The sequence below is a fragment of the Novosphingobium sp. 9U genome (assembly GCF_902506425.1).
Taxonomy (GTDB): Bacteria; Pseudomonadota; Alphaproteobacteria; order Sphingomonadales; family Sphingomonadaceae; genus Novosphingobium.
Genome location: NZ_LR732469.1, coordinates 421,714 through 443,522 on the forward strand (window position 1 = coordinate 421,714; position 21,809 = coordinate 443,522).

A 21,809-nucleotide genomic window follows, 5' to 3' on the forward strand; every position below is an offset into this window, starting at 1 on the left:
CGATGAAGCACCACATCCTCTCCATCGCCGCCCTTGCCCTGAGCGCATCGCTCGCTGGGTGTGCCGGCATGCCGACCAACCGCTCGATGAACTCGGTCCACGAGCCGGTGGTCGAGCGCGTCAACTACACGCTCGACCTCGCCACCGGCAACGGCGGCCTATCGTACCCCGAACAGCAGCGGCTCGCCGGCTGGTTCGAGGAGCTGGGCCTGCGCTATGGCGACACCATTGCACTGCAGGACCCGATGCAGAGCCCAGAGACGCGCGGCACGATCGACGCTCTCGCCTCGCGCTACGGCCTGAACGTCAGCGATACGGTTCCGGTCAGCACCGGCTTCGTCGAGGCGGGCACCACCCGCGTGGTCGTCACGCGCAGCAAGGCGGTGGTCCATGGCTGCCCCGACTGGTCGGGTCATTCGGACGCGAACTTCCACAACGGGCTGTCGCGTAACTACGGCTGCGCCACCAACAGCAACCTTGCCGCGATGATCGCCAACCCCGAGCACCTCGTGAAGGGCGACGGATCGCAGAGCGACACCACGATCATGAGCTCGAACAAGGCGATCAACGCCTATCGCGCCAAGACGCCGAGCGGCTCTGCCGAGCTCAAGGCCAGCGGCACCAAGGGGAACTGATCATGAATGCACCCTGGAAAGCCGGTTCGCGCGATCCCTTCGCCGCCTACTTGTGCGACGACGCCTCGCTTGACGTGCTGCGCCCGCTCGCAATGGAGCTGGGCTGGCAGCCCGAGAAGTGCAACAAGGGTGGCCTGCGCAGTGCCGTGCAGTCCCTCTCGATCGCGGCGAGCCCGAACATTCTGATGGTCGACTTGTCGGAAAGCGGCGATCCGCTGAACGACATCAACGCGCTGGCCGAAGTCTGCGAGCCGGGCACGGTGGTGCTGGCCGTCGGCCAGGTCAACGACGTGCGCCTCTATCGCGACCTCATCTCCAGCGGCATTCACGATTACCTGCTGAAGCCCTTGTCTCCTGCCGCCGTGCGCGATGCGCTGGCCGAGGCGCAGACCGCGTTCGCCAATCCCAAGTCGGTCGATACGGGCGCCGAGAAGCGTCACGTCTCCACCGCCGTGGTCGGCACGCGGGGCGGCGTCGGCGCATCGACGATCGCAACCTCGCTCGCCTGGCTGTTCAGCGCTGAGGACAAGCTTTCGACCGCCCTCCTCGACCTGGACATTCACTTCGGCACCGGCGCGCTCAGCTTGGATCTGGAGCCCGGCCGTGGCTTGACCGACGCGATCGAGAACCCCAGCCGCATCGACGGCCTGTTCATTGAGCGCGCGATGATCCGCGCGAACGACAACCTCGCGCTGCTCTCGGCCGAGGCGCCGATCCACACGCCGCTGCTAACCGACGGCGGCGCGTTCCTGCAGTTGGAGGAGGAGTTCCGCTCCGCCTTCGACATGACCGTGATCGACCTGCCGCGCTCGATGCTGGTCAACTTTCCGATGCTGCTCGCCGACGTGAATGTGGTGGTGCTGGCGACCGAGATGACGCTGGCGTCGGCACGCGACTCCATCCGCCTGCTCTCGTGGCTGAAGTCCAACGCGCCGCATGCGCAAGTGATCGTGGCTGCCAACAAGGTCCAGGCCGCGTTCTCGGAGATCACCAAGGCCGATTTCGAAGCCTCGATCGAGCGCAAGCTGAGCCTGTCGATCCCGTACGACATCAAGGCATCGAGCAACGCGGCGAAGCTCGGCCAGACTTTCGTACACGCCAACCGCGCCAGCAAGGCCGGTGCCGCCATGCGTGAGCTGGCACAACTGGTCGTCGGCGCCAGCGAGGAGAGCGACAAGGCCGCTCCCAAGAAGGCACTGCTCAGCAAGTTCGATTTCAAGACCATGCTGGGCAAGAAGGACAAGGTCGCTGCCGCGCCCAAGCCGAAGGCGAAGGCCAAGGCGGGGCGCTGAGCCCTGCCCAAGCGATCCTGATCTGAATTCGAAAGGCGAACCCGGCCATGAACTTGCTCCAACTCCTGCTGACCGTGCTTGGCTTGACCGGCGCGATGGCGATGGTGTGGGCGGCGTTCGCGGGCCCCTCGCCCAAGAAGGAGTCGACGCGCCGCCTGAAGCAAGTCCGCTTCCGGCACTCGGACAATGCGCTCGAGCGGGTCGAGATGCAGATGCGCAAGGCCGTCGCCGCGCGCCGTCCGAAGACCTACCAGGTTGCCGGCTCCAGCTCGCGCATCGAGGCGTTGGCATTGCGGCTGCACCGTACCGGCAAGGGCTGGACGCTGCAGCAGTACATCCTAGTCTCGCTGGGGATCTTCGTGCTGGTCGGCGCGCTGGTGCTGATCAAGTCGGGCGCGCCGCTGCTGGCGCTGGTGGTCGGCATCTTTGCCGGCGCCGGGCTGCCGCACATGGTGGTCAACTACCTGATCAAGAAGCGCAACACCCAGTTCACCGTCAAGTTCGCTGACGCCATCGACTTGCTGGTGCGCGGCCTGCGGTCCGGCCTTCCGGTCTCCGAGACGCTGGGCATCGTCGCCAACGAGGTCCCTGGGCCTGTCGGCGAAGAGTTCAAGCTGATCACCGAGCGGATCAAGATCGGCAAGTCGATGGAGGACGCCCTTCAGGACACCGCCAACCGCCTCGACATGGCCGAATTCAGCTTCTTTTGCATCACGCTCGCCATCCAGCGTGAGACCGGCGGCAACCTGGCCGAAACGCTGGCGAACCTGTCCGACGTGCTGCGCAAGCGTGCGCAAATGAAGCTGAAGATCCGCGCGATGAGTTCGGAATCGAAGGCCTCAGCCTACATCGTCGGCTCGCTGCCGTTCATCGTGTTCGGCATGATCTATTGGGTCAACTCCGGCTACATCGGCAAGTTCTTCCAGGATGAGCGGCTGATGGTCGCCGGCATGGGCGGCATGGTTTGGATGAGCATCGGCGCCTTCATCATGGCCAAGATGGTCAGCTTCGAGATCTGAGCGGGGACGTTACCACATCATGCTGACCCAACCTGCCGGTCCGACCATCCTGGGCTTCGACGTGCTGTTCATCGGCACGATCCTGGTCGCCGTCGCCGCTGGCGCGGTGATCCTGGCGATCTACGCCGCGATCACCGTGCGCGATCCGATGACCAAGCGCGTCAAGGCGCTGACTGAGCGGCGCGAGCAGCTGAAGGCCGGCATCACCGTCGCGCCGCGCAAACGCCAGAGCGTGGTGCGCCGCAATCAGCATACCGACAAGCTGACGCACATGCTGGGCAAGTTCCGCATGTTGCAGGACAGCCAGATCAAGACGGTGCAGCAAAAGCTGTTCCAGGCCGGTATCCGCAAGAAGGAATACGCCGTCGCGGTGATCTTCGCCCGGCTGGTGGCGCCGATCGTGCTTGGTTCGCTGATGGGCGCACTGATCTACTGGGTCGAATACTGGCCGGAATGGGGCGAGTTCAAGCGCTTCATGGTTTTCGCCGCCTCGGTCGGCCTGGGCTACAAGGGCCCCGACATCTTCCTGCAGAACAAGATTTCCAAGCGCACCGACGCGATCCGCAAGGGCCTGCCCGACGCGCTCGACCTGCTGGTGATCTGCGCCGAAGCCGGCCTCACCGTCGACGCCGCGTTCGAGCGCGTCGCTCGCGAGCTGGGCCGCGCCTATCCCGAGCTGGGCGACGAGTTCTCGCTCGCCTCGATCGAGCTCGCGTTCCTGACCGATCGCCGCTCCGCGTTCGAGAACCTGGCCTATCGCGTCAATCTGGACTCGGTGCGCGGCGTCGTCACCACCATGATCCAGACGGAGCGTTACGGCACCCCTCTGGCATCGGCCCTGCGCGTGCTCTCCGCTGAATTCCGCAACGAGCGCATGATGCGGGCCGAAGAAAAGGCCGCGCGCCTGCCCGCGATCATGACCGTGCCGCTGATCCTGTTCATCCTGCCGGTGCTGTTCGTGGTCATCCTCGGCCCGGCGGCGTGCTCGATCGCCGATGCCTTCTCGGGTGGCGGGCCGGCGGGGAACTAAGGTCGGTGCCCTCTCCCGGACGGGGGGAGAGGGCCGAGTGCTCAGCGCGCCAGAATTCCCGCCATGATGATGTCGATTGTATGCTCGCGGTACCGGTCACGCAGTTCTTCAGTCAGCGTGTCCTGGTCGAAGCAGTACTTCATCACCAGCCGCGTCGAGAAGAACCGGTCCACCGCGCCCGTCACGGTGAAGTAGAACAGCTGAGGATCGATCGGGCGGAACACCCCTGCCCGCACGCCCTCGCCTATCAGGTCCTCGTAGGCGCGATAGATCGGTGAGAGGTAGCAGTCGGCGATCCGCCGCGCCTCCGCATCGTCGCTCTCGCGCACCATCCGCATGGTCAGGCGGTTGAGGTACGGCACCGCGTAGAAGGTGTCGATGACCTTGGAGATATGACGCCGCAGCTTCGCCTCCGGGTCCATGTCCCCCTTGGCGACCAGCGCATCGACGCTGCGCACGATCGCGTCCCAGTCCCGATCGAGCAGCGCCTTCAGCAATCCGGCCTTGTTGCCGAAGTAGTACTTCACCAACGCCGAGTTCAGTCCGGAGCGCAGCGAAAGCTCCGACAGCGAGATGTCGACGATGTCGCCCTCGCGCATGATCGCGCTGGCGGTGTCGAGCAAGTGCTCGCGCGCGCCGGGCGGCACGGCCAGAGCGACATCCTCGACAGCCACTCGCTTCATGGCAGGATCACTTCGGCCCCATGCGGATCGCGCCGTCGAGGCGGACGGACTCGCCGTTGAGGTAGTCGTGCTCGATCATGAACAGCGCGAGCTTGGCGTATTCCTCGGCCTTGCCCAGGCGCTTGGGGAACGGCACCATCGCGGCGAGCGCATCCTGCACCTGCTGCGGCATGCTGGCCATCATCGGCGTCTCGAAGATGCCGGGCAGGATGGTGTTCACGCGGATGCCGTCGTTCATCAGGTCGCGCGCGACCGGCAGCGTCATCGCCAGCACACCGCCCTTGGAAGCCGCGTAAGCCGCCTGCCCGATCTGACCGTCCTGTGCCGCGACCGATGCGGTGTTGACGATCGCGCCGCGCGAGCCCGCCTCGTCCACCGGCTCGAGCGTGACGATGCCGGCCGCCGCCTTGGAGATGCAGCGGAAGGTGCCCACCAGGTTGATGGCGATAGCCTTCTCGAACAGCACCATATCGTGCGACTTGGGCGCACCCGTCTCGCGGTTCTTGCCGACGGTCTTGGCGGCAGGCGCGATGCCGGCGCAGTTCACCAGCACCCGCTCCTGGCCATGCGCGGCGCGGGCCTTGGCGAAGCCGGCGTCGACGCTGGCGTCGTCGGTCACGTTGACCTCGCAGAAGACGCCGCCGATCTCGGCTGCGATCGCCTCGCCCGCTTCGGCGTTGAGGTCGAACAGGGCAACCTTGACGCCCCTGGCCGCTAGCGCCCGTGCCGTTGCGGCGCCCAGGCCCGATGCGCCGCCCGTGACCACTGCCGCTACGCTGCTGTCGAGAATCATGCCTGTCACCCCTTGTTGCATCGGCCGCGGGCGGACACGAGTTCTCGCGCGTTGGCCTTCTTAATCGCTCGATTAAACCGCACTACCACAAGGGTCAATCGACGAAAGAAACCCCTCGCCACGGACCGGCACAACAGCGCTGCAGCGTAGCTGCGGTCACCAGTCTGGCGGCAGCGGCGGCATGAAGTCGCGCTGGCGCCACAAGGGCTGTGGTGGCTCCTCGGGGTCGCGCTCGGCAAAGCCGACATAGCCGAAGAACGTTGCGATCAGCCGCTCGCCGGGATCGGTGATGGCGGTGCGGCCATGCATGAAGCGCGTGTTGTCGAGCATCAGCAGGTCGCCCTTGCGCCAATCGACGGCGACCCCGACGCGCTCTGCCGTCGCGCGGATCGCCTGGAGCCACGGCTCGGGCACCGGCCGCCCGTCGTCGAGCAATGGGAAGTCCGGGCGGCGGTTGTTGAAGCGAGCGAACAGCAGGAAGTTGCCGAATGCCGGCTGGTCGCTGAACATCGGCCAATGCAGCGCGGGCCGGGTGAAGATACGCACAATCTCGCCATGCAGCTTGCGGAAGAAGTAGGGGCAGTTCTCCGGCGGCGAGAGCAGTTGCGCGTCGGTCGGCGTGGGCGTGCCCAGCCAGAACTCCAGCAGGCCCGGCCAGGTCGGCTTGATATAGAGCAGGCGCCGCCCTTCCAGCCCTTGTCGAACTTCGGTCGGGAGGGCGCGAACGAGCTCCACGCCATCGCAGATCGTCGTCGCGCCGCCGGCTCTTGGCGCGGAGAGGCAGCCGAAGAACGCGGCATCGGGCTTCCACGGCTCTCGCGAGAGCTCGGGGTGAAAGTTAAAGGCCCCCGCCCCGCCATCCACCGTGAGCACGTTGCGCTCCGCATCGAGCACGCGGCGCCCGGGGCTCTCGTTGATGACCGAAGTCGGGCAGAACTGGCGCGCGAACCGGCCGAATGCCTCGACATCGGTGGCGAACCCGCGCAGCAGCAACGCGCCATGCGCCTTGTACAGCGCCACGACCTCGTCACGATCCACGGCGAGGATATCGCGTGTTTCGGATGGTTGGATCAGAACGTAGGGGCGGCCCGGCTCTGGCAGACTGACGGTCGGCATGATGCCAGCAGGTAGCCGCTGACGAGCCCGCATGCTATACCCAAGCGCGATGGCCCTGACCCTTGCTGACCTCCTCGCCTCGCCGGACCATTACCTGCATTCCTTCGAGGACCAGTCCGCCGTCTACGTGCCGATGGACCGCGCCGCGTACCATCGCTCGATCTTCCTCGACGGGCGGATCTCGCCGGCGGGCTCCGGGTCGATGAAGGTGCCGTTGGCGACATTCGGCGGGCGGGTTCCGCGCCCGGCCGACACCGGATGGATTTTCCACGTCGCGCATTGCGGCTCGACCCTTCTGTCCCGCGCACTCGACACGGCCGAAACCAACCTGGTGCTGCGAGAGCCGCTGGCCTTGCGCCAGGCGGCCGTGAACGGCGACGCCGGCGTGCTCGCGCTGGCCGCGGCAATGGTGTCCAAGCGCTATCAGGCGGACCTGCCGACCGTCGTGAAGGCCAACGTGCCGGTCAACTTCATGCTGCCGCAGCTGCGAGCGCTCTATGCCGAGGCGCCGGCGATCTTCCTCTATCTGGGCTTGCGTGACTACCTGCTGGCGATCCTGCGCAGCGACGATCACCGCGTCTGGCTGCGCAGGGTGACGCAGCAGCTGGCACCTCATCTTGGCGACCTGTCAGGGCTGCAGGACGGCAAACGCGCGGCAGCGCTGTGGCTTGGGCAGATCCGCTCTTATGCGGCCAGCATCTCGCAATACCCGAACAGCCGCAGCCTCGATGCCGAGCGTTTCTTCCAGGAGCCGCAGCCGGTGCTGCAAGCGGCGGCCGCGCTGTTCTCGATCCCGCTCGACGACAAGGCCATCGCACAGATTGCGCAAGGACCTTTGTTCACGCGCTACTCCAAGAACCCGTCGCAAGCCTTTGACAACGCTGCGCGGCAAGCCCGAAGCGAAGCTCTACTGCCCCAGCTCAGCGCAGAGATCGCAAGCGCCGAGGCTTGGATCGAGGCCAACGGCGCCGACGTTCCGGAGGCACTCGACACGATCGCCAAGGCCGCGCTGATCTCCTGAGCAAATGATTGAGACAGGCTGCTCAGCGCAGGCGCATGCCCCGCACCGAGCGTTGCCCGGCCACCGCGATGAAGTAGTTGCCTAGCGATCCGCTGCGGATGCGCACTTTATCACCCGGCTTGGGCGGAAACGGCATCGGGTCGGTCGTTACCCAAACCGCACCACCTTCGGCAAGTCGCAGCTCCACCCGGCCATTGGCGACGACGCGCGCAGACGCGATCGTGGTGTTGAGTTCCTTGATCTCCTCAGCCTCGGCGTCTCGCCCGCCACCACGGCCCTCGTCCCGATCGCCGCCCCCGAACAGGCCGATGCGTGGCAAGGTGAAGCCGAACAGTGATTTGCGTGCCGAACGGATGTCCTGGCGATCCAGGATCGTCACCTCCTTGGACTTCACCGCCGCCTCCAGTTCGCGGGCGGTCGCATCGAAGCAGTCGGCGCGTGCCTCGGCGGCCGCGATCGTGCGGCACTTGGCAAAAGAGTCCAGCAATCGCGAACTTGCCGCTTGCTGCGCGTGCGCTTCGCAAGTGCAAAAACACAGTGCTAGCGCCGCCGTGATCGTCCGCCCTCTCATTATCCCTCCCGATGTGCTGTGGCCAAAGGGCTACGCCGCACCGGCACCTTCCACAAGCCTCTACGTGGACCTGTTGCATTCGTGTGACATGTCGCAAGATTATTTCAACGTGCCCGCGATCTCGTTTGCGATGCGGGGAAATCGAATTAGCGTCGTGCTCATTGGGTCAAGGCTCAGCATGATGCGTCCCGCGAAAAGGACCAACCTGCTCCGAGCACGACCCCAATAGGGGACATGCACATATGAACACTCGCTATCGCGCGCGCCTGCTCAACTCATCTTTGTTGGTCAGCGCCGCTCTCGTCGCCACGCCTGCACTCGCGCAGACGGCTGATCCGGCCAGCCAGCCCAAGACCGGCGTCCAGAGCACCGATCCCGCCGCGCCCGCAGCCGGCGTTTCCAGCGCCGACGCCGCTCCGCCGGCAGCAGAGAACAGCACCGGCGAGATCATCGTCACCGGCTCGCTGATCCGCAACCCGAACCTGGTTTCGTCCAGCCCCGTCAGCGTGATCGGCCAGGAAGAACTGAACCTCCGCCAGGTGAACAACGCCGAACAGGTCCTGCGTGACCTGCCGGGCGCAGTCGCCAGCATCGGCTCGGCCGTTAACAACGGCAACGGCGGCTCGTCCTATGCCGACCTTCGCGGCCTGGGCAACTTCCGCAACGTCATCCTGCTCGACGGTCAGCGCATCGTGCCTTCGAGCGCGGTTGGCCGCGTCGACCTCAACAACATTCCGCTCGCCCTCATTGAGCGTGTCGACACCCTGACCGGTGGCGCCGCAACCACCTACGGCGCCGACGCCGTATCAGGCGTGATCAACTTCATCACGCGCTCCGACTTCTCGGGCATCGAGTTGAATGCATCCGAGCAGATTACCGAGCAGGGCGATGGCGAATACAATCGCATCGACCTGACCATCGGCAGCAACTTCGACGACGACAAGGGCAACGTCGTGTTCTCGGTCGGCTACCAGAACGCCGACCCGGTTTATCAGTCGGCTCGCAAGTTCTCGCGCAACAACTACACCTCGACCTCCGGCGGCGTCGGCGGTTCGGGCACGACGGTTCCCAGCCGCTTCACTCTTGGTGGTCTGGCGGGCGCCGGCAACCCCGGCTTCGTGTCGGGCAACCGGCAGATTAACCCGGTCACGGGTGCTCTGGGCAGCGTCACGAACTTCAACTTCAACCCGTACAACGTCTTCCAGACGCCGTTCGAGCGCTTCAACATCTACGGCGCCGGCAAGTACGAGATCGCTGACAACATCGAGATCTACTCGCGCGGCCTGTTCTCGAAGAACACCGTCAGCACGATCATCGCGCCGTCGGGCATTTTCGGAACCAGCCTGGCCATCCCGTTCTCAAACCCGTACCTGCCGGCAGCGGCACGTGCGACCTTCTGCGCCAACAACCCGACCTTCACCGCCGCCGGCGTGCAGGTGGCTCAGCTGACTACGGCGCAGTGTAACGCGGCGGCGACCGCCACTAGCATCACCGATCCCAACTTCCGGTACTTCACGGCAGCCACGAACCGCCGCACCACCGAAGTCGGCCCGCGTATCTCCGACTACACTACGCAGATCTTCGATTACCGCGCAGGCATCAAGATCGGCATCACCGAGGCAATCGGCCTGGATATCTCTGGCAGCTACGGCGAATCCGAGAACCAGCAGACCATCCAGAACTACGTTCTGGCCTCGCGCGCCCGTTCGGCCGCTTTCGCCACCAACACCACGACCTGCCTCGGCGGCGCTCCGGGTGGCGCCCCGATCGATGCCGGCCCAGCAGGCTGCGTACCGATTAACCTGTTCGGTCCCGATGGTTCGATCAGCGCCGCGCAGGTCGGCTACCTGACCGCCAACAGCACTTCGACCAACCGCGCTTCGCTGGCCCAAGCCCGCGCTCTGCTCTCGGGTGACATCGGCGCTTCCTCGCCGTTCGCGGAAGACCCGATCGGCTTCGCTCTCGGTGCCGAGTTCCGCAAGTACCGCGCTTCGCAGGACTCCGACATCCTGTCGCAGACCCCTGGTGAGCTCGGTGGTGCCGGCGGCGCCGCTCCGACCTTCAACGGTGGCTACCAGGTCTGGGAAGGCTATGCCGAAGTCATCGCGCCGCTCGTCACCGATCGGCCGTTCTTCCACAGCCTGACGGTCGAGGGCGGCGTTCGCTACTCGAGCTACAAGGTCCAGGCTCCCGGCACGCCCAGCTACGACACGTGGACGTACAAGGGTGCGGCAACCTGGGAACCGGTGGAGAGCGTGAAGCTGCGCGGCACCTACCAGCGTGCCGTTCGTGCACCGAACATCAACGAGCTGTTCGCGCCGGTCTCCACCGCTCTGACCAACCTGTCGTACGACGCCTGCGCCGGTGCTGGCCCGCTGACCAATGCCAACCTGCGCGCCGTCTGCCTTGCGCAGGGTGCTCCGGTGGCCTCGATCGGCAACATCGAAACGCCGACCTCGGCCCAGGCCAACTTCACCGGCGGCGGTAACATCAACCTGCGCCCGGAAAAGGCTGACTCGTACACCCTGGGTCTCGTGTTCCAGCCCGACTTCGTTCCGGGTCTGTCGATCACCGTCGACTACTACAACATCAAGGTGAAGGACGCGATCTCGCAGCCGACCGCGGGTGACGCCTACAACCTGTGCTTCGGCGACCAGGCCGGCAGCGGCATCACCGCCGCCAGCGCGACCGACCCGCTCTGCACCCAGATCCGGCGTAACCCGGATACGGGCGCCCTGGACGGTGACGCGGCGACCACGCCGGGTCTGTTCATCCTTCCGAGCAACCTGGGCCGGATCAAGACCGACGGTATCGACCTTGGTGTCAACTACCGCCGCGATCTGGGCTTCGCGAAGCTGAACCTCAGCTTCCTGGGCAACTGGACGCACAAGTCGGTGTTCCAGGCTACCCCGGTCTCCGACGTGCGCAGCTGCGTTGCTCGCTATGGTCAGAACTGCGGTTCGCCGGGTTCGGCTGGTCCGAGCTCGAGCGCAGGCTCGCTGCAGCCCGAGTTCACCTGGAACCAGCGCACCACGCTGACCTTCGGTTCAGTTGATCTGTCGCTGCTGTGGCGTCACATCAGCAAGATGAAGGTCGAGGATGGCGTAGTCGCGTTCGACGGCACGATCGCTGCGGGCGCTCTGGCCGGCAAGGACGTGAACTTCGGTCGCATCGGCGCTTACGACTACTTCGACCTGGCGAGCCGCGTCGGCGTGAGCGACAACTTCGACCTGACCTTCACTGTGATGAACCTGTTCGACAAGCAGCCCCCGATCGTGGGCGGCACCATCGGCTCGACCACGTTCAACAGCGGCAACACCTACCCGTCGACGTACGACGCGCTGGGTCGTCGCTTCGCAGTGGGCGCTCGCGTCAAGTTCTGAGACACCACACTACGCACATCGATGAGGGGGTGGGCTTCGGCCCGCCCCCTTTTTTGTTGTGAGGTCGGCGCAACGGAGCAAAGCCAAGCTACGGCCGTAAGATCCTCCCCCGCAAGGGGAGGTGTTAGTCCGCGGGACTGACGGAGGGGTGTCAGCGCTAGCGGAGTATTCGACCGGGAAGGTCACACCGCTCCGGCACCAGCTACGCTGGCGGTCCCCCTGCCCTGCAAGAGGAGATCCGGGCCAGCTACACCTCAAACCCGTAGCGCTCGATCCACGGACGCAGGATCGGCAGCGCCGGCGCGAGGTGGTCGGCGTAGCGGTGCCACTGGCCACGCCCGTCATAGAGACCGCGCCGTACCTGCGTGGCGCTGGCGGTCTGCACGCCGCGGGTCTGCGCGGTGCGGTCGAAGCGGCGGAAGTCCTCGGTCCAGGCAAGGCCGATGAACGCCGCCATGGCGCGCACCGTCTCCTCGAAGTGCGTGACCAGCCGGTCGTAGCGCACTTCATGGAAGGCGAGCGGCAGGTGCTCGCGGCAGCGCTCGGTCAGGTCCATCAGCGCCGCGTAGTGCCGCGCTGCGTCCCCCAGGTCGCTGAAGGCCCAGGCGGCGGGGCTTGGCGTGAAGTTGATGCGAAAGCAGCTGAGCACCACGTCGCGCGGGTCGCGGCGCATGATCAGCACGCGCGCGTTCGGGAACAGGCGCGCGATGATCGGCAGCTTGATACCGCCGAGCGGGTTCATGTCGACGAACAGCTTGCCCGCTACATCGCCGCCGTAGCCGCGCACACGGCTCCAGTATGCCGCGCGGAAGCGGGCGATTTCGGCAGCATCGAGGCTGTCCAGATCGCGCATGGTGCCGTCGTTGCGGACCAGCACGTCGTCGGTGTCCGCCAGCGTGTCGCGCTCCTCCAGCGCGACGACGCCGGGCGCGCTCGCCAGGATGTTCTCGACCAGCGTGGTGCCCGAACGGGGATAGCCGATCAGGAAGACGTGCGTGGCCGCCTCGCCCTCGACCGGCGGAACCTCCCGCACGGCCGGCGCTGCCGTCACCTGGCGCGCGATGGTCTCGATGTAAGCGCGATGCGAAGGCCGGTCGGGACCAGGGCTCAGCACATCGCCATAGACCTTGCGGAAGTTCGCCTGCGCCTGGGTATAGCTGGCGAACGCCTCGTCGATGCGGTCCTGGCGATCGAGCGCATCGCCTAGCAGGGTGAGCGCACGAGTGCGATCGTCGCCGCTCGGCTCCGCCGCCAGCAAAGTGCGCAAGTCGGCTTCGGCAGCGGCTCCGTCGCGTGCCTCGATCGCCAGTGTCGCCAAGGCGAACGTCGCCGCCGGATCGTGTGGCTGCAGCGCAAGCGCCCGGCGCGCGAGGTCACGTGCAGCCTCAGCCTCGCCGCGTCGCGCCGCCGTATCCGCAAGTCGCCCAAGCGCCGGCGCCAGGTTGGGATCGACGGCCAGCGCGCGACGGTAGCTTTCGCTCGCGGCGGCGGTCTCACGCAGTGCGTCCAGCGTGTACCCGCGCTCCAGCCAGGCGGCGGCGTGGCGCGGCTCGGCGGCGACGACGCGGTCGAGCACCGCCAGCGCCTCGCGCAATTGCCCTTCCTTGCGCAGGACCGCGCCGATCGCGCCGAGCACCATGACGTCGCCCGGGGCGATCTTCAGCGCGGCGCGCAGCAGCCGGTGCGCGCCGGCGTAGTCGCCCGCTTCCTCGCGCCGCCATGCGGCCAAGTTCAGCAGCATCGTATCGCGCTCGCCCGCGCGCAGCAGAGCTTCAGCGAGTTCGGCGGCCTGCGCGATGTCGCCCGAGGCGAGCGCCTGTTCGATCCCCGCGCGTGCCTTGGCGCGTTTGCCCGTCGACAAGTTGGCCGATGTCTTGCTTCGCATGTGCGCGCAAGCTCTCGCGCATCTTTACGCATGCCGCAACCTGTCATAGATTTCGCGATATCCAGAAGGGGCACGACGATGATGCAGTTCCTGGCCGCCGCGGCGGTTCTTCTGGCCAGCGCCACGACGCCGGCCGCACCCACAAAGGGGGACGAACCCGAAAGATCGGCCGACAACGACGACAAGAAGATCTGCAAGCGCTTCACCGAGACCGGCTCGCTGGTCCGCGGCTATCGCGCCTGCAAGACCAAGCGCGAATGGGAGCGGGAACGGGACACCGCGCGCGCCTTCGGCAACGGTATCAACTCGTGCCGCGACATGGCTGAAAAGGGCGGCTGCTGAGCCTCAGGCTCACGCTCCAGCCTGATCCTCGGCGGTGACGCCGTATGCGCCGATCGCCTCGTACAGCGCCGTCAGCCCCTCGCGCTCTGTAGCGCTAAGGTCGGGGCGCCATATCTCGAACAGCAGCACGACGCGGGTCTGATCGCTCTCGTTCCAGGCTTCGTGTTCGATTGTGTCGTCGAAGATCATCATCCGGCCTTGCTCGACGGCGCGCTTGTGGTTGCCGACGCGCAAGTGGCAACCGGGCGGCACGATCAGCGGCAGATGACAGATCAGCCGGGTGTTGATCATGCCGTGATGCTGCGGAATGTGCGTGCCGGGCCGGAGCACGGAGAACAGCACCATCGGTGAGCGCCCGGCGATGTGCGGGATCGGCAAGCCCTCCAGCGCCGCCAAGGTTTTGGGAAAGCGGCTTGCGTTCTCCGGTACGAGCGCGCCGCCACGATAGAGGTGGAAGGCGCTCCAGCGCGGATCGGCAAGCAGCGGGTGGCGCTTGGCCGGGCGGTTCTCCTCTGGGGCCACGTAAGGCGCGAGCACCGCGTCGCTTGCCAACAGGGTCTCCAGCTCGGCCAGGATCGCCGGTGCCGCAGCTTCGAGCGCAGGCACCCAGGCGAACTCCTCCGCTTCGAAGAACGCCCGCTGGGCCAAGCCCGGGTAGTAGAAGCTGGTCGGCTGCTGCAGCTGGACTTCGGCCCTGGCCGCCAGGATCTCCAGGGCTTCGGTGAAGCGCGCGCCGACGCTGGCCGGCACCACGCCGCTGGCTTGCAAGTGCTGTTCAAGATGCGCCTCGAAGATCGCACCGGACCCGGCGACAGCCGTCTCCGCGCGGCGCAGCATGTCGATGAGGTCCTGCGGCAGACGTCCCGCGCGCGGAGCCTGGCGCAGCGCAGCCTCGTACCAGCTGACCGCAGCGCGCGGGTCGCCGGCCGAGTTCAGCGAGTCTCCCCGCATGATCAGCGCGTAGAGGTTGGCCGGCTCTGCCGCGAGCACGCCGTCGAGCGCCCGGTGCGCCGCCGGTGCATCGCCGAGCATCGCGCAGGCCTGCGCCAGGAGCAGCTTCATCTGCGCCGTCGCCTGCCCTGCCCTCTCGACCGGCTCCAGTGCCCTGCGCGCCGCCGCTGCATCGCCTCGGCGCAAGGCCGTCAGACCGGCCTGCAGCGCCGCCGCCGGGGTCATCACGCGTGCTGCCCGGCGAGCAAGGGCGCGGGCGGATCGAGCGCGATCCCGGCCGCTTTCGCCACGGCCTCGGCCCACTGCGCCACCTTGTCGATCTCGTCGCCGTGGATCTGCTCCGCCGCGCTATGCTCAGCCTCGCGCTCGGCTGCGGCGAAGTCGTTGCCGAACTTGGAGTGACGCGTGAACGCCGGCCCTGAGACGATCTGCGCCGCCGCCGCTGGATCCAAGGACAAGCCGAAAAGCGTGGCCAGGCACGTCGTCGTCGTTGCCGGATCGCGCATCAGCTCGGCGCTGCTCAAGGTGCGCACGCGACTTTCGCCGAACTGCGCCACCAGCCGCGCGAACAGCGCCTGCTGCGCCAGCCAGCCGACCGCCGCCACCTGGAGGTCGCTGTGCCCAAGGTGGTCACGCGGCGTGAACCCCATGTCGATCAGGCGATCGTCGAGCAGCCCCAGGAGCAGCGTGCGCACCCACAGCCGACCGTCGAGGCCTTTCTTGGCGATCGAGGCGAGGTACGTCCGCAGCGGCGCGTAGAGCAGCACTGCATGGCTCTGCGGCCGCAAAGCGAGGATCGGTGCGGCAATGCCGTTGGCGATGTTCGACGGCTTCACGATCACCGCCTCTCCTGCCGCGAAGGGGCGGGCCAGCAAAGTCAGCGCATCGTCGAGCACGGAGGCCATGTCCGGCCCCTTCCCCCCGCGCCGCTTCCAGCCGACGAGATCGTTGAACAGCACCGGCTCCTTCAGACCCATCGCCCAGCCCGGCCGATCGAACGCGCGCGCCAGCAGCGTGGAGCAGCAATAGGCCGAGTGGAAGATGAAGTGCAGCGGCGCAGGGCTCGCCGTCAGCGCCAGTGCATCGGCGCGCCGCACCACCAGCGGTTCGAGCCCCGGTGGCAAGTGATCGTCGGTCAGGAACGTCGCGGTCCGGTGCGCCTCGCGCGGAACCCGGACGAAGTGGACCGCGTCGTGCCCGGGATCGTACCGATGCGCGAGCCACGTCGCGTCGGCCAGCAAGGGGGCGGAAGAGGCTGATAGGCTCATGCGGGACCGGCGGGCATGCGCTTTGGTTTGCAGGCGCGCTCCGGTTTGTCCAGTGGCCGCCGCCGCGATATAGGCGGGCCATGAACCAGATGGAAGTCGAGCAGGCCTTGCGCGCTGCGGCCGGTGCGCGGCAGGCCGGGCAGATCGATCGCGCCGCGCGCCTCTACCAGGACGTGCTGACACAGGCCGGCGAGCACCCGGTCGCGCTCAATGCTCTGGGCGTCATGGCGCTCGCGGCCGGGTCGTTCGCGCAGGCCGCCATCCTGTTCCGGCGGGCGCTCGCGGTCGATGCCAGCGCGATCGACCTGTGGCTCAACCTGGCCACGGCCCATCGGCATGAGGGCGATGCGGGCGGCGAGCGCGCGGCGCTGCTCGGTGCCCTCGGGCTGGACCAGCGCCACTTCATGGCGAACGTCCGCATGGCGGAACTGTGCGAGCGGACTGGCGATGCGACCGGCGCGGCGGAGAAGTGGCGTGGCGTTCTCGCGATGGCGCCGCTGATCGAGGAGCCCACGCCGGCGATGGCCGCGATGTTCGCGCATGCCCGCAGCTTTGTGGAGCAGCAGCAGGCCGGCTTCGCCGCGGCGGTCGATGCCGATCTGGAGATGGTGCGCGCGGAGCACACTCCAGCCGAACGCAGGCGCTTCGACGCGTCGATCGATCACCTGCTAGGGCGTCGCCAGATCTATCCCAACGTCTGCGCCGGGCTGCACATGCCGTTCCTGCCCGCCGATGAATTCTTCGAGCGCCGCCACTTCCCGTGGCTCGATCAACTCGAAGCGGCCACGGGGACGATCACCGCCGAGTACCTGGCCTTGCGCAGCGGCACCGATGGCGAGTTCAAGCCCTACGTCGCGATGGAACCGGGCACGCCCGCCAACAAGTGGAGCCCGCTCGACCACCGGCTGGACTGGGGCGCCTACCACCTGTGGAAGAACGGCACTCGCAACGACGAGGCCTGCGCACGCTGCCCGCAGACCGCGGCGCTGGTCGAGGCTCTGCCGCTCGCCCGCATTCCCGGGCGCGCGCCGACCGTCTTCTTCTCGGTGCTGGAACCGGGCGCTCACCTCCCCGCGCACACCGGCGTCAGCAACGTGCGCGCGATTATCCACTTGCCGCTGGTGGTGCCCCAGGATTGCACGTTCCGCGTCGGCGGCGAGACCCGCACCTGGCGCGTGGCCGAGGCCTGGGCTTTCGACGACACGATCGAGCACGAGGCGTGGAACCGCTCGGGCGAGCGGCGGGCCATCCTCATCTTCGATGTCTGGAATCCTCACCTGACGAGAGCCGAGCAGACGCTGCTCGCGGCGTTCTACCCCGTCGCCGACCGTCACGGGTATGCCGGACAGGGCGGCGCGGGCGATTGAGCCACACGAAGAACCTTACGCAACCCACTAGGTAATCATTGTTAATCATCGAGTGTGACCTGCAAGCCACAGCCGGATAACCAAGTTTTCCGCAGTGGCGTTAGCGATTGTCACAGCGTGCCAACCTTGCAACACACGGTGTCATGGCGGGGGCGCTTGACGCGTCCCAAGCTGATTCCGGCCCGGCCTGACGGCGAAATCAGGCAGCGCGGGCTTGTACGAAGGGACACACAACAAGTGGCATCAACTTTCACCAAGGCTGCGCTGCGTGGCGCAACCAGCCTCACCGTGTTCGCGGTGCTAGGCTCGACGGCTGCGTTCGCGCAGGACACGTCGGCACCGGCCGCAGAGACGAGCGCTGACACGGCCGCCGAATCTGATCAGATCGTCGTCACCGGTTCGCGCATCCGCCGCCCCAACCTGGAATCGGGCGCACCGATCAGCACCGTCGCTGGCGAAGAGTTCTTCGACACCGGCCGCGTTTCCATCGGCGACGTGCTGAACGAAATGCCGCAGCTGCGCAGCACCTTCAGCCAGCAGAACTCGACCCGCTTCCTGGGAACGCGCGGCCTGAACCTGCTCGATCTGCGCGGTCTGGGCACGCAGCGCACGCTCGTTCTCGTCAACGGCCGCCGCCATGTGGCCGGCGACGTCCTTAGCAACGGCGTCTCGCCCGACGTCAACACCTTCCCGACCGACCTGATCGAGAGCGTCGACGTGCTGACCGGTGGCGGTTCCGCGGTCTATGGTTCCGATGCCATTGCCGGCGCGGTGAACTTCAAGCTGAAGCAGGACTACGAAGGCCTGCAGATCCGCGGCCAGAACGGCATCAGCCAGTACAAGGACGCGGGCAACCAGTACGTTTCGGTCCTGGCCGGCAAGAACTTCGGCGACGGCCGCGGCAACATCGTCGCCAACCTGGAATACGCGCACCAATCCGACTACTATGCGTCGGGCCGCAAGCGCCTGCGCCAGGTTGACGGCTTCGTCGTGGTCGACACCGATCCAGCTGGTGCCGACAATACGCCTGACCGCACCTTCCTGCGCGATATCCGTTCCACCACGATCTCGTTGGGCGGCCTGATCAACCTGGCGTCGGGCAACCGCTGCGGCGTCGCGTCGAACGGCGTGAACTTCAACTGCACCTACCTGTTCCAGCCCGATGGCACGCTGGTGCCGCAGACCGGAACGCGCGTCGGCCTCGGCCCGAACGGCAGCTTCCTGGGTGGTAACGGCTACAGCGGCCGTGAAGGACGCCTGGTCGCGCTCTCGCCGGAGCTGAACCGCTACTCGGTTAACGTGCTGGGTCACTACGAGATCTCGCCGGCGTTCGTACCGTTCTTCGAAGCCAAGTACGTGCGCACCGAAGCGCAGGGCTCGCAGAGCGGTCCGTTCTTCTCGCAGGGTACGACCCTGGGTGATCCCTCGCCGATCAATCGTGAACAGATCAGCATCAACAACCCGTACCTGAGCACGCAGGCGCGTGACCAGATCATCGCTGCCCGCCTCGCGAACGGTCAGGCCACGACGGCTGCCACGCGCTTCTCGCTGCGTCGCAACTGGCTGGACTTCGGCATCCGCGACGAGCGGATCGTCCGTGAGACGTACCGGGGCGTTCTGGGCGTTCGTGGCGACTTCAACGACGATTGGAACTTCGAGGTCTCCGTCAACTACGGCGAACACCACGAGAAGAACACGATCCTCTCGAACGTGAACGTCCAGCGCTACCTGCTGGCGATCGACACGGTTCGTAACCCTGCTACCGGCCAGATCGTCTGCCGTTCGCAGATCGATCCGACTGCGGCCCTCGGCGCGCTGACGGACGCAAACGGTGACGCCCGCACGACCGCGAACGATCCGCGCCTGGCTGCGGACATCGCCGCCTGCCAGCCGCTCAACCCATTCGGTGAAGGCTCTGTCACCAACGCGGTGCGCAACTACCTGCTGGTTGACTCCAAGGCGAACGGCAAGATCACGCAGTTCGTCGCCAACGGCTTCGTCGCAGGTGATCTCAGCCAGCTGTTCGAGCTGCCGGGTGGCCCGATCGGCTTCTCGGTCGGTGCCGAGTACCGTCGTGAGACGCTGCGCTACGATCTCGACGATCTGACGCAGGAAGGTTACGCCTTCTACAACGCGATTCCGTCCTTCCGTGCGCCGGCGTTCGAGGTGAAGGAAGTCTTCGGCGAGCTGAACGTGCCGCTCCTCAAGGACCGTCCGTTCTTCCAGGAACTGAGCTTCTCGGGCTCGGGCCGTATCGCCGACTACAAGGGCGCGACCGGCACCGTCTACACCTACGGCGGCGAAGCCGTGTGGAAGCCGATCAACGATCTGCGCCTGCGCGCAAGCTACACCCGTGCGACCCGTGCGCCGAACCTGACCGAGCTGTACTCGGCACAGGGCCAGAACTTCGCACCGGCACCGAACGACCCTTGCTCGCTGCGCAACATCGGCCAGGGCTCGTCGAACCGGGCCGCGAACTGCGCCGCCGCCGGCATCCCGACCAGCTACGACTTCGTCTACACGCAGTCGCTGCAGACCATTTCGGGCGGCAACCCGCTGCTGCGCGAAGAGAAGTCGGACAACTACACGGTTGGCGGTGTTTACACGCCCAGCTACGTGCCCGGCCTGTCCTTGTCGGTCGACTACTACGACATCACGGTGAACAACGTGATCTCGTCGATCGATGCGCAGACGATCCTGAACAAGTGCTATGACGGCTCCGCCGGCAACGCGTTCTGCGATCTGTTCCAGCGCAACGGTGCGGGCACCGGTCCGAACGGCGAAGTCGCCTATCAGGTGCTCGACGGGACGCTGCTGGAATCGTCGGCTAACTTCGCAAAGCTGAAGGTCCGCGGCATCGATACCGAACTGGCCTATCGCCACTCGTTCGACTTCGGCACCGTGAACTTCCGCGCGAACTGGACCCATGTCCTGCAGAACGACGCGTTCCTTGATCCGGACGATGCAAGCTTCGCCGACCAGGCACTGTACGAAGTGGGCGATCCGAAGGACCGCATCACCGCCAACGCCTCGATCCAGCATGGCAAGGTAACCTTCGGTTACCAGGTCCGTTGGATCGGCAAGCAGGTGTTCGGTGAGGCCGAGAACACGATCTCGGTGCAGGGCCGCGACCCGGTCAACGCTGACTACGCGGATGCCAAGGGCTACGGAAACGTGTTCTACCACGACATCCGTCTGGACTATCAGGTCTCCGACGAGTTCAACTTCTACGCAGGCATCGACAACGTCGGTAACCGCTTCCCGCCGTGGGGCGGCACCGGCATCGGCGCTGGTTTCGACAACGTCGGCGTGACCGGCCTGTACGACAACCGCGGCCGTTACTTCTACGCCGGGTTCAAGGCGAACCTGTAATCCAGGCACGCTTACCTGAGTAAAGGAGGGCGGGGGACATTCCCCCGCCCTTTCTTGTTTGGCGACCGTCGATCATGCGCTAGGCCACGTCGGATGAGCCAAAGCGTCGCACGGGCCGATCACCTTATCCGGCTTGGCCGCATCAACGACGCGATTGCCCTGCTTCGCCAGGCAGCGGAGAGCGGCGACGCGCAAGCCGCGGCTTTCCTGGGCGAACTGCGCCTTTCCGGCCAGATCATCCGTCGCGATCTTCGCGAGGCGCGTGCATGGTTCGGCCGAGCCGCCGCACTGGGCCTTGCCTCTTCCGAACCGATCTTCATCGCCTTGCTGGCGAACGGCGCCGGCGGCACCGAGCGACGCTGGGCTGAAGCACTGCGTCGGCTGCGTGAAAGCGGCGCGCGTGATCCCTGGGCTTTGCAGCAGGCGAGCCTGCTTGCCGACATGGCGATCACGGACGAAGGCGATCCGCTCTCCCGTCCTTCGCGCGCCACACTGTTTGCCGAACCGCTGGTGGAGACCATCGCGGGGTTCCTGTCCCCTGCGGAATGCCGCTACCTGATCGCCCGGGCCGAGCCTTTCATGCAACCCGCCGAAGTGGTCGACCCGCGCTCCGGACAACTGATGCGAGACCCGGTCCGAAAAGCGAGCAGCGCCAGCTTTCCCTTCGTGGTGGAAGACCCGGTGCTGCACGCCGTCAATCGGCGCATCGCGGCGGCGACTGGCACGACATACGAGCAAGGCGAACCGCTGCAGGTCCTGCGCTACGATCCCGGCGACGAGTACAAGCCGCATAGCGATGCGCTGCCGCCGGGTAACAACCAGCGGACGACGACTTTTCTGGTGGCGCTCAACGACAGCTACGATGGGGGTGAGACGGAGTTTCCGCGCCTGAACTTCCGCTGGCGGGGCAAGCCGGGGGATGCGCTCTGCTTTGCGAATGTCGATGGCACGGGCGCGCCCGAGCCGCTGGCCTGGCACGCGGGGACCCCGGTCAGACGCGGCACGAAGTTCTTGCTGTCGAAGTGGATCCGCCAGGACCCGCTGGACCTTAGCGGGCCGCCGGGCCGGCCGCTCTGACCGG

General features: G+C 66.4%; 17 protein-coding genes. 10 read left to right on the forward strand and 7 right to left on the reverse strand.

Translation table 11 applies throughout. The annotated features are described in order from the left end of the window. Window positions 1-2 precede the first annotated feature (2 nt). The 4 genes from GV044_RS01940 to GV044_RS01955 are packed head-to-tail and all read left to right on the forward strand — an operon-like array spanning window position 3 to window position 3,976. Window positions 3-635, forward strand: a complete 633-nt coding sequence (locus GV044_RS01940; protein WP_159864712.1) for a CpaD family pilus assembly protein — start codon at window positions 3-5, stop codon at window positions 633-635. A 2-nt stretch (window positions 636-637) separates the two neighbouring features. Next, window positions 638-1,927, forward strand: a complete 1,290-nt coding sequence (locus tag GV044_RS01945) for a pilus assembly protein CpaE (RefSeq protein WP_159864713.1) — start codon at window positions 638-640, stop codon at window positions 1,925-1,927. Window positions 1,928-1,974: 47 nt separating this feature from the next. Next, window positions 1,975-2,946: a type II secretion system F family protein gene (locus GV044_RS01950; protein WP_159864715.1), complete on the forward strand. Its 972-nt coding sequence runs from the start codon at window positions 1,975-1,977 to the stop codon at window positions 2,944-2,946. A 19-nt stretch (window positions 2,947-2,965) separates the two neighbouring features. Further along, the gene (locus tag GV044_RS01955; RefSeq protein WP_159864717.1) at window positions 2,966-3,976 is read left to right on the forward strand and encodes a type II secretion system F family protein; all 1,011 of its coding nucleotides are present in this window, start codon (window positions 2,966-2,968) and stop codon (window positions 3,974-3,976) included. 41 nt (window positions 3,977-4,017) lie between these two features. Here GV044_RS01955 and GV044_RS01960 read toward each other — a convergent pair whose 3' ends face one another. From GV044_RS01960 to GV044_RS01970, 3 genes are all read right to left on the reverse strand, one after another. Then, window positions 4,018-4,659 carry a TetR family transcriptional regulator gene (locus GV044_RS01960; RefSeq protein ID WP_159864719.1) on the reverse strand — a complete coding sequence of 214 codons (642 nt, stop codon included), beginning with the start codon at window positions 4,657-4,659 and terminating at the stop codon, window positions 4,018-4,020. Between the two features lie 7 nt (window positions 4,660-4,666). Next, window positions 4,667-5,452 (reverse strand): SDR family oxidoreductase, encoded by a 786-nt coding sequence (locus GV044_RS01965; RefSeq protein ID WP_159864722.1) that lies wholly within the window; start codon window positions 5,450-5,452, stop codon window positions 4,667-4,669. Between the two features lie 156 nt (window positions 5,453-5,608). Next, window positions 5,609-6,568 (reverse strand): TauD/TfdA family dioxygenase, encoded by a 960-nt coding sequence (locus GV044_RS01970; RefSeq protein ID WP_159864724.1) that lies wholly within the window; start codon window positions 6,566-6,568, stop codon window positions 5,609-5,611. A 49-nt stretch (window positions 6,569-6,617) separates the two neighbouring features. On the opposite strand from GV044_RS01970, the gene GV044_RS01975 reads away from it, so the two are divergent. Further along, complete coding sequence (locus GV044_RS01975) at window positions 6,618-7,589, forward strand: hypothetical protein (RefSeq protein ID WP_159864726.1); 972 nt, start codon at window positions 6,618-6,620, stop codon at window positions 7,587-7,589. 22 nt (window positions 7,590-7,611) lie between these two features. Here GV044_RS01975 and GV044_RS01980 read toward each other — a convergent pair whose 3' ends face one another. After that, window positions 7,612-8,076, reverse strand: a complete 465-nt coding sequence (locus GV044_RS01980) for a hypothetical protein (protein WP_159864728.1) — start codon at window positions 8,074-8,076, stop codon at window positions 7,612-7,614. Between the two features lie 326 nt (window positions 8,077-8,402). Here GV044_RS01980 and GV044_RS01985 point away from each other — a divergent pair, with 326 nt between their 5' ends. Then, on the forward strand, window positions 8,403-11,543 hold the full coding sequence (locus GV044_RS01985; protein WP_159864730.1) for a TonB-dependent receptor domain-containing protein: 3,141 nt from the start codon (window positions 8,403-8,405) through the stop codon (window positions 11,541-11,543). Window positions 11,544-11,790: 247 nt separating this feature from the next. Here the strand turns inward: GV044_RS01985 and GV044_RS01990 are convergent, their stop codons facing one another. Then, window positions 11,791-13,428, reverse strand: coding sequence for a sulfotransferase (locus GV044_RS01990; RefSeq protein ID WP_159864733.1), 1,638 nt, complete (start codon window positions 13,426-13,428; stop codon window positions 11,791-11,793). 78 nt (window positions 13,429-13,506) lie between these two features. Here GV044_RS01990 and GV044_RS01995 point away from each other — a divergent pair, with 78 nt between their 5' ends. Continuing rightward, window positions 13,507-13,770 carry a hypothetical protein gene (locus GV044_RS01995; protein ID WP_159864736.1) on the forward strand — a complete coding sequence of 88 codons (264 nt, stop codon included), beginning with the start codon at window positions 13,507-13,509 and terminating at the stop codon, window positions 13,768-13,770. 9 nt (window positions 13,771-13,779) lie between these two features. Here the strand turns inward: GV044_RS01995 and GV044_RS02000 are convergent, their stop codons facing one another. Both GV044_RS02000 and GV044_RS02005 read right to left on the reverse strand, forming a co-directional pair. Continuing rightward, window positions 13,780-14,946: an aspartyl/asparaginyl beta-hydroxylase domain-containing protein gene (locus GV044_RS02000; protein WP_236554613.1), complete on the reverse strand. Its 1,167-nt coding sequence runs from the start codon at window positions 14,944-14,946 to the stop codon at window positions 13,780-13,782. Then, window positions 14,946-15,989: a hypothetical protein gene (locus GV044_RS02005; protein WP_159864742.1), complete on the reverse strand. Its 1,044-nt coding sequence runs from the start codon at window positions 15,987-15,989 to the stop codon at window positions 14,946-14,948. Before GV044_RS02005 ends, GV044_RS02000 begins: the two co-directional genes overlap by 1 nt. An 80-nt stretch (window positions 15,990-16,069) precedes the next feature. Between GV044_RS02005 and GV044_RS02010 the strand changes: the two genes are divergently transcribed. From GV044_RS02010 to GV044_RS02020, 3 genes are all read left to right on the forward strand, one after another. Continuing rightward, window positions 16,070-17,356, forward strand: coding sequence for an aspartyl/asparaginyl beta-hydroxylase domain-containing protein (locus GV044_RS02010; RefSeq protein ID WP_201298994.1), 1,287 nt, complete (start codon window positions 16,070-16,072; stop codon window positions 17,354-17,356). Window positions 17,357-17,593: 237 nt separating this feature from the next. After that, on the forward strand, window positions 17,594-20,728 hold the full coding sequence (locus GV044_RS02015; RefSeq protein ID WP_236554615.1) for a TonB-dependent receptor domain-containing protein: 3,135 nt from the start codon (window positions 17,594-17,596) through the stop codon (window positions 20,726-20,728). A gap of 93 nt (window positions 20,729-20,821) precedes the next feature. Further along, window positions 20,822-21,805, forward strand: coding sequence for a 2OG-Fe(II) oxygenase (locus tag GV044_RS02020; protein ID WP_159864745.1), 984 nt, complete (start codon window positions 20,822-20,824; stop codon window positions 21,803-21,805). The last annotated feature ends 4 nt before the right edge of the window (window positions 21,806-21,809 follow it).

Bases quoted from the DNA above. Each gene is read 5' to 3' on its own strand.
- GV044_RS01985 (WP_159864730.1), top strand. From the start codon at position 8,403: ATGAACACTCGCTATCGCGCGCGCCTGCTCAACTCATCTTTGTTGGTC.
- GV044_RS01940 (WP_159864712.1), top strand. From the start codon at position 3: ATGAAGCACCACATCCTCTCCATCGCCGCCCTTGCCCTGAGCGCATCG.
- GV044_RS01970 (WP_159864724.1), bottom strand. From the start codon at position 6,568: ATGCCGACCGTCAGTCTGCCAGAGCCGGGCCGCCCCTACGTTCTGATC.
- GV044_RS01990 (WP_159864733.1), bottom strand. From the start codon at position 13,428: ATGCGAAGCAAGACATCGGCCAACTTGTCGACGGGCAAACGCGCCAAG.
- GV044_RS01945 (WP_159864713.1), top strand. From the start codon at position 638: ATGAATGCACCCTGGAAAGCCGGTTCGCGCGATCCCTTCGCCGCCTAC.
- GV044_RS01995 (WP_159864736.1), top strand. From the start codon at position 13,507: ATGATGCAGTTCCTGGCCGCCGCGGCGGTTCTTCTGGCCAGCGCCACG.
- GV044_RS01950 (WP_159864715.1), top strand. From the start codon at position 1,975: ATGAACTTGCTCCAACTCCTGCTGACCGTGCTTGGCTTGACCGGCGCG.
- GV044_RS02020 (WP_159864745.1), top strand. From the start codon at position 20,822: ATGAGCCAAAGCGTCGCACGGGCCGATCACCTTATCCGGCTTGGCCGC.
- GV044_RS02005 (WP_159864742.1), bottom strand. From the start codon at position 15,989: ATGAGCCTATCAGCCTCTTCCGCCCCCTTGCTGGCCGACGCGACGTGG.
- GV044_RS01965 (WP_159864722.1), bottom strand. From the start codon at position 5,452: ATGATTCTCGACAGCAGCGTAGCGGCAGTGGTCACGGGCGGCGCATCG.
- GV044_RS01975 (WP_159864726.1), top strand. From the start codon at position 6,618: ATGGCCCTGACCCTTGCTGACCTCCTCGCCTCGCCGGACCATTACCTG.
- GV044_RS02000 (WP_236554613.1), bottom strand. From the start codon at position 14,946: ATGACCCCGGCGGCGGCGCTGCAGGCCGGTCTGACGGCCTTGCGCCGA.
- GV044_RS01955 (WP_159864717.1), top strand. From the start codon at position 2,966: ATGCTGACCCAACCTGCCGGTCCGACCATCCTGGGCTTCGACGTGCTG.
- GV044_RS01960 (WP_159864719.1), bottom strand. From the start codon at position 4,659: ATGAAGCGAGTGGCTGTCGAGGATGTCGCTCTGGCCGTGCCGCCCGGC.
- GV044_RS02010 (WP_201298994.1), top strand. From the start codon at position 16,070: ATGAACCAGATGGAAGTCGAGCAGGCCTTGCGCGCTGCGGCCGGTGCG.